Consider the following 7082-nt stretch of genomic DNA (forward strand, 5'->3'; position numbering starts at 1 on the left):
ACGCTATGCTGTGGCAACAGACGTGCTGTAGCGATAGGCTGTTCTTTTTCATAAATAATAAAATGCAAAACTGTGGCATCCAAGTCGTCCCATTCATCTTCAGATGCAATTCCCTGTTCTTGAATAAAAACTTGTTCACGGATGTATTTCGCATCTTTCTCGAGCTGTTCCCAACCACCCTCTATAATTTTATACATCCGCTCACCGCCCTAGCACTTACAGCCAATATTTTCGATCGGCAATTGATCTTGTAACAACAATTCCAACGTTTGTTTTTTAATACCGTACATTCCTTTCAATGCTTGGATTTGAGCCATAATCTTGGCATCAGGTTCAGAAACGTTTTTGCGTTTCGTCGCCAAAATCATTTTGTTTTTGCTGGTATGCTCAAGCGATACAAACTCAAAAACTTTAGTTTCATAGCCATACGCTTTTAAAAGTAACGCACGTAAAGTGTCAGTCAGCATCTCGGCTTGTTGCCCCGCATGAATACCAAACTGTAGCATTGGTTGTAAAACTTCAGGACTATGTAATTGTGGGCGTAACTCTTTGTGACAACACGGCGCACACATAATCATCGAAGCATTTAAACGAATTCCAGTGTGAATGGCAAAGTCAGTTGCAATATCACAGGCGTGTAAGGCAATCATAACGTCTAGTTTTTCTGGTTGATAACTACGGACGTCACCTTCAAAAAAGTCTAAGTGGTTAAAATGCACTTTGTCTGCAACATTCTGGCAAAACTCAACCAGATTCGGGCGCAATTCAACTCCAGTGATCAATGGTGTTTTTTGCTGCTCTTGCAAATAATCATATAACGCAAAAGTTAAATAACCTTTGCCCGAACCAAAATCTACAATGCGTAACTCTTGCTGAGATGCATCAATTTGCTCATAAGCACTCGCAAAGATTTCAATAAATTTATTAATTTGTTTCCATTTACGCGCCATGCTTGGAATGATTTGGCCTTTTTCATCGGTAATACCAAGCTCTTTTAAAAATGCATTGCCCTGCTGTACATAGCGCTGCTTTTCACGATCATGTGCCTGAATCGTTTGTGTCGCATTTACTGCCTGCTTTTTCCCCATATTTAGAAGGGCTTTTTTCTTATTTTTTTTAAGTTGAATTTCTTGAGTAGTCGAAAATAAGTTTGCTTGTTTACATTGAATGATTAATTGCTCAATCTGTTGCAAACCTTCTTCAAATGAATAATTTTTAGTCACATCTTGGGTAGTATGATGATATAGAGCTGAAAGCTGTTTTTGACCATGCAGCTCTACAACGCGGAAAGTGATTTTTTCCAGTTGCGCCAACTCTCCTTTATATTGGCTCAAGATCAATCGCTCAAAAGCTTGTTGGTCAAGCATTTGCTTGATTTCATGAAAGAATTGCTGTTCTTGCTCAAAGGAGAAAACCGACACGGATATACCTAAAAATGAAGACTCATATAAAATAGAAGTTTAAAGGGTCTAGGATTAAAAATAAAATAACTTTACGACTGTTTTGTATTTCTATACATTCGTATTTTTAATCAAAAAAATTAAACTTATGAGTAAATCTGTGTTGGAAACTTACGATCCAAAAGAAGAACTATTTAATGCCTACAGCCATGGGGCTGGTATTATTATGGCAGTCATAGCTTCTATCTTTTTAATTATAAAGGGATCTTATCTTTCAACTGCTCAGTGGGTAGGTTTGTGGGTATACTCATTTAGTCTCATTCTAGTTTTCACCAGTTCCACACTCTATCACTTTGCTCAAACACAAAATCTACGCTACTGGTATAAGAAACTTGACCATACAGCTATTTATTATTTAATTGCTGGAACGTATACCCCGTTCTTAAGCATCGCAATTCCTACTACAAAAGCTCACTATCTGTTGATTGCACTCTGGAGCATTGCTGCGATTGGTACACTTTTCAAGTTAGTTTTTATTCATCGTTTTCAAAAAATTTCTTTGCTCGCTTATATTTTAATGGGATGGCTTGCTGTGTTTGTAATGGATGATATGCGCACTTATTTAAGTAAAGACGCATTGATTTTCTTAATCATTGGCGGGTTAGCTTATACGGTTGGAGCATTGTTTTACGCGTTAAAAAAGGTAAGATATACCCATGCGATCTGGCACATTTTTGTGCTTTTAGGTGCAGGAGCACATTTTCTTGCTATCTATTGGTACATAGTTTAGTTCATTTTTCACTCTTATTCAGTGATCCTGAAAGAGTCATGGATGATGTTCTTTCACGCTATTCTTTTAGAAAAAATACGTCTTTAAAAGGAATAGTAAATTAAAAATAAATTTTAACTGATATAAGGTTTTATATGGATTCAACCTCTGCGACTGCTGCTCCGGCAGTAGCCACTAATTCAAAAACACGGGTTTTGTTTGCAAGCTTAGTCGGTACAACCATTGAGTTCTTCGACTTTTATATCTATGCAACTGCTGCCGTTATTATTTTTCCTCACCTGTTTTTCCCTGCTAGTAGTGGCAGTGCCGCAGTCTTACAATCTTTAGCAACCTTCGCAATTGCCTTTATTGCCCGTCCCATCGGTGCAGCAATATTTGGGCATTTAGGAGACCGCATTGGTCGGAAAGCCACATTGGTTGCAGCTTTACTGACCATGGGTATTTCAACCGTATGTATTGGTTTACTTCCTACCTATGCACATATCGGAATCTTCGCACCCTTACTATTGGCTGTATGCCGTTTAGGACAAGGCTTGGGTTTAGGTGGTGAATGGAGCGGTGCAGTATTACTCGCGACTGAAAATGCCCCAGAAGGTAAAAGAGCATGGTATGGCATGTTCCCACAGCTTGGCGCGCCTATTGGTTTTATTTTAGCAACGGGATCATTCTTACTTTTAAGTGCGGCTATTCCTGAACAAGCATTCATGCAATGGGGCTGGCGTATTCCATTTATTGCAAGCGCTGTATTAGTGATTGTGGGCTTATATATCCGTTTAAAACTTCATGAAACTCCAGCATTCCAAAAAGTTTTAGATAAACAAAAAGAAGTTAATATTCCATTTAAAGAAGTTATCACTAAACACACGGGTAAGCTGATTCTTGGTACGATTGCAGCAATCTGTACGTTTGTCGTGTTCTATCTTACCACCGTATTTGCCTTAAACTGGGGAACCACAAAGCTTGGCTATGCACGTGGTGAGTTCTTAGAACTGCAACTCTTTGCCACCCTTTGCTTTGCTGCATTCATTCCTTTATCAGCTATTTTTGCAGAAAAATTTGGTCGTAAAACAACCTCTATTGGTGTCTGTATTGCTGCTGCGATTTTCGGTCTGTTCTTTTCTAGCATGTTAGAGTCTGGAAATACCTTAATCGTCTTCCTTTTCTTATGTACTGGCTTGGCAATTATGGGCTTGACCTACGGTCCGATTGGTACAGTTCTTTCCGAACTTTTCCCAACTTCAGTTCGTTACACAGGTTCGGCATTAACATTTAACTTAGCAGGCATTTTTGGTGCATCATTTGCGCCACTTATTGCAACTAAGCTTGCTGAAACTTATGGTTTATATGCAGTTGGTTATTATCTTACTGCGGCATCCCTTTTATCACTCATCGCTTTCTTACTCATTCGTGAAACGAAAAACGATGATGTGAATAATCAGATCTAAAAATTAGAAATTCTGATATAAAAAAAGCCGGTTCAAAATTGAACCGGCTTTTTTATAAATATATGATCTTAATTTATTGATGCTGGATTCGAAGGTGCAATGCTATTTGATACAGCAGGAGCTGTTACATTACTTGCTGCAACAGCAGCTGGTCCAGCAACAGCAGCTTCACCAATGAGTGCAACTTTTGCTTTTTCTTGGCTCTTCACAGATAAAGCAGGGTTAGTTGCTACAATACGATTAATGTTTGCTGAATTTGCTGGAGCAATCGCAGTCGTTTGTAAAATAATTGGGCGATTACCTGTGTTACCCAACGTATAGCGAATGCCTGTACGCGGGCTAATCACTGTAGTATTTTCTTGCTTCACTACAGCTTGAGCCGAAGTTGGGCCTTTTGCTGCAAGTACTTTATCAACCGTTGTCGTTTGAGGGGCTGAAGCTGCTTCTGCTGCGAAAACAAAACTAGGCACAGCAAGAACAGTTAAAAATAAAGGTTGTAATACTTTTTTCATTGTCTTTCCAACATACACTCTGGATGAGAAGTAAATAGCATTTAATGCTTAAAACTGCAAACATTATTCACAGGCTTACTACAAACATAAAAAAAGCAGAACAATTGTTCTGCTTTTTTTCGTTAAGGCAGATTAAATCTTACCGTGACATTGCTTATATTTTAGTCCAGACCCACATGGGCATGGTGCATTACGGCTTTCTGGAACAGGGAAAGCTTGCTGATCGTTGGACTCGTTCACACTTTCTTGAGAAAGTGTAACTTCACCAGTTAACCCATCTACGTCATCATGTTCAAAAGAAAGCTTCATTGATTCAGCTTGCTGCTGCTGTTGAGCTTCCATTTCTGCAAGTTCTTCTGGTGTTGGGATATGTACACGAGACAAATCAGTCACAACATCAGTTTTAATAATACCCAACATATTTACAAACAGGTTGAAAGCTTCTTTCTTGTATTCCTGTTCAGGGTTCTTTTGCGCATAGCCACGTAAGTGAATACCTTGACGCAAATAATCCATTGCAGCCAAATGATCTTTCCAATGACGATCAAGAGAGTTTAAAACGAAGTGACGTTCAAGCATTGCTGCTGATTCATCACCCATTTGAGCGCGGCGCTGGCGATAACGTTCAATTACTTCATCGCTAATACGCTCAACTAAGCCTTCTTCATCTAGACGGCGGTCTTGATCTAACCATTCTTGAATTGGTAGCTCAATACCCAAATCAATACGTAGAGCGTTTTCTAAACCTTCAACATCCCATTGGTCATGAATTGACTCTGGCGGAATAAAGTTAGCAATCACGCCTTTCATCACTTCGTGATGCATTTCTTCAACGTATTCTTTTAAAGTATTTTCAGCTAACACTTCATCACGTTGTGAATAAATGATCTTACGTTGTTCATTATTCACATCATCGTATTTCAATAAGTTTTTACGAATATCAAAGTTACGCGCTTCAACTTTACGCTGAGCGTTCTCAATTGAACGACTCACCATTTTGTGCTCAATCGCTTCATTTTCTTGCAGACCCATCGCACGCATCATTCCGACTACGCGATCACCTGCGAAAATACGCATAAGGTCATCTTCAAGAGACAAATAGAAACGAGAAACACCAGGGTCACCCTGACGGCCCGCACGACCACGTAACTGGTTATCAATACGGCGTGATTCATGACGCTCAGAACCAATGATGTGCAAACCACCTGATTTCAATACATCTTCGTGGTCTTGTTCCCATTGTGCTTTCAGACGTGCTTCATCTTCAGCAGTAGGGTTTTCAAGTTTGGCAAGTTTTGCTTTCCAGTTACCACCCAAGATAATGTCCGTACCACGACCAGCCATGTTAGTTGCAATCGTTACTGCATTCGGGCTACCGGCCTGAGCAATAATGTCAGCTTCACGCTCATGTTGTTTTGCATTCAACACTTCGTGGTGAATACCAGCTTGCATTAACTTAGAAGATAAAATTTCACTGGCTTCAATGGTCGCTGTACCAATCAGAATCGGTGCAACACCCTGCTCACGAATATTCGTAATTTCCTGAATAATCGCATCGTATTTACCGTTACGGTTTAAATAAATTAAATCGTTTTGGTCATTACGTACCATTGGGCGGTGAGTTGGAATAATCACAACATCAAGGCCATAAATTTCTTTCATTTCCGCAGCTTCAGTATCAGCAGTACCTGTCATACCTGAAAGCTTTTTATATAGACGGAAATAGTTCTGGAATGTTGTGGTCGCTAGTGTCTGGTTTTCAGGCTGAATTTCCAAACCTTCTTTCGCTTCAACTGCTTGATGCAAACCTTCTGACCAACGACGACCCGGCATTGTACGGCCAGTGTGTTCGTCAACAATCACGACTTCGCCATCGTGAATAATATAGTGAACATCACGTTGGAATAAGAAATGTGCACGAATAGCAGCAGACACATGATGAACAAGGCTCAGATTCGTTGCTGAATATAGACTTTCACCTTCAGCCAACAATCCCATTTGAATAAGTTCTTGTTCAACAGTTTCATAACCAATTTCGGTCATTTCAACTGAACGCTGCTTTTCATCAATCCAGAAATGCCCACCATCTGCAACTTTTTCTTCTTTTTGCGGATGTAATTTAGGAGGAATCGTATTGATTGCAGAATACAGATGCGAAGAGTCTTCACTTTGACCAGAAATAATTAATGGTGTACGTGCTTCATCAATCAAGATTGAGTCAACTTCATCGATAATGGCATAGTGCAAACCACGTTGTTTCTTTTCTGCTAAAGAAAACACCATGTTGTCACGTAAGTAGTCAAAACCGAATTCGTTATTGGTACCATAGGTAATATCAGCAAGATAAGCTTCCGCTTTTTCAGACGGACCTTGCATTGAATAGATCGTACCAATACTTAAACCTAAAAACTCAAATAATGGACGGTTCAACTCAGCATCACGCTGTGCCAAATAATCGTTCACAGTAATGACATGAACGCCTTCGCCACTTAATGCGTTTAAATAACACGCCAAAGTACCCATCAGGGTTTTACCTTCACCGGTACGCATTTCGGCAATTTTGCCTTCATGTAAAGTAATACCACCAATAAGCTGAACGTCATAGTGACGCATGCCCATTACACGCTTGGCTGCTTCACGACAAACTGCAAATGCTTCTGGAAGTAATTTATCTAAACTTTCGCCATTATTATAACGTTGTTTGAATTCTGGAGTTTTTGCAGATAAGTCTGCATCGCTTAAAGCTGATATCGTCGGCTCGAGCGCATTGATTTGCTCAACAATTTTGCGCATTCGTTTGAGTTCGCGCTCATTTTTTGTACCGAAGATACCTCCGATCAGACTTGCCAACATGGATAAACTCTCTAAATCTTGCTTGGTCAAATGAATAAACTTTTTCTCAGTCGTTTATTATGGTGCCAGAAATTTGAAGTAC

General features: G+C 39.6%; 6 protein-coding genes. 2 read left to right on the forward strand and 4 right to left on the reverse strand.

The genetic code is table 11. The annotated features are described in order from the left end of the window. On the reverse strand, positions 1-197 hold a 197-nt coding region (locus UC75_RS22000; protein ID WP_228137425.1), incomplete at its 3' end, for a GNAT family N-acyltransferase. 12 nt (positions 198-209) lie between these two features. Next, complete coding sequence (locus tag UC75_RS15490) at positions 210-1421, reverse strand: class I SAM-dependent methyltransferase (protein WP_128825298.1); 1212 nt, start codon at positions 1419-1421, stop codon at positions 210-212. 127 nt (positions 1422-1548) lie between these two features. Between UC75_RS15490 and trhA the strand changes: the two genes are divergently transcribed. Together trhA and UC75_RS15500 are read left to right on the forward strand one after the other, a co-directional pair. Continuing rightward, positions 1549-2190, forward strand: coding sequence for a PAQR family membrane homeostasis protein TrhA (gene trhA, locus UC75_RS15495; protein ID WP_013196874.1), 642 nt, complete (start codon positions 1549-1551; stop codon positions 2188-2190). A gap of 134 nt (positions 2191-2324) precedes the next feature. Continuing rightward, positions 2325-3635, forward strand: coding sequence for an MFS transporter (locus tag UC75_RS15500; RefSeq protein ID WP_049838098.1), 1311 nt, complete (start codon positions 2325-2327; stop codon positions 3633-3635). A 68-nt stretch (positions 3636-3703) separates the two neighbouring features. Here UC75_RS15500 and UC75_RS15505 read toward each other — a convergent pair whose 3' ends face one another. Together UC75_RS15505 and secA are read right to left on the reverse strand one after the other, a co-directional pair. Next, the gene (locus UC75_RS15505; RefSeq protein WP_004789183.1) at positions 3704-4147 is read right to left on the reverse strand and encodes a hypothetical protein; all 444 of its coding nucleotides are present in this window, start codon (positions 4145-4147) and stop codon (positions 3704-3706) included. 132 nt (positions 4148-4279) lie between these two features. Continuing rightward, positions 4280-7000: a preprotein translocase subunit SecA gene (secA, locus tag UC75_RS15510; RefSeq protein WP_013196872.1), complete on the reverse strand. Its 2721-nt coding sequence runs from the start codon at positions 6998-7000 to the stop codon at positions 4280-4282. Positions 7001-7082: the final 82 nt, after the last annotated feature.

Origin of the sequence: Acinetobacter sp. V2, assembly GCF_001188385.1 — a bacterium.
Lineage (GTDB): Bacteria > Pseudomonadota > Gammaproteobacteria > Pseudomonadales > Moraxellaceae > Acinetobacter > Acinetobacter oleivorans.